The sequence below is a fragment of the Nesterenkonia sphaerica genome (assembly GCF_005771565.1).
Classification (GTDB): domain Bacteria; phylum Actinomycetota; class Actinomycetes; order Actinomycetales; family Micrococcaceae; genus Nesterenkonia; species Nesterenkonia sphaerica.
Map to the genome: position 1 here is coordinate 1 of NZ_VAWA01000089.1, position 302 is coordinate 302.

A 302-nucleotide genomic window follows, 5' to 3' on the forward strand; every position below is an offset into this window, starting at 1 on the left:
TCTTTATGTTGTGTCCGGCGGTGTCCTACTCTCCCACACCCTTCCGGGTGCAGTACCATCGGCGCTGTGGGTCTTAGCTTCCGGGTTCGGGATGGGACCGGGCGTTTCCCCCACGCTATGACCGCCGTAACTCTTTCAACCCCGTCCCCCACCCCCTTCACAGGGGTGGGGGTGGGTAAGTCTTGGGTGGTGCGGATATGTGGTTTTCTGGTGTGGTCTGTTGTTGTTTCAGAACCGCATAGTGGACGCGTAGCACATAGAACACTTCAACACGAATGCTGCAGCGTGTTTGCCTGGCCCCC

General features: G+C 58.6%; 1 rRNA gene. It reads right to left on the minus strand.

Features of this window, described 5'->3' with window-relative positions:
* Window positions 1-12: 12 nt before the first annotated feature.
* Window positions 13-129, minus strand: a 5S ribosomal RNA gene (rrf, locus tag FEF27_RS13250).
* Between the last annotated feature and the right edge of the window lie 173 nt (window positions 130-302).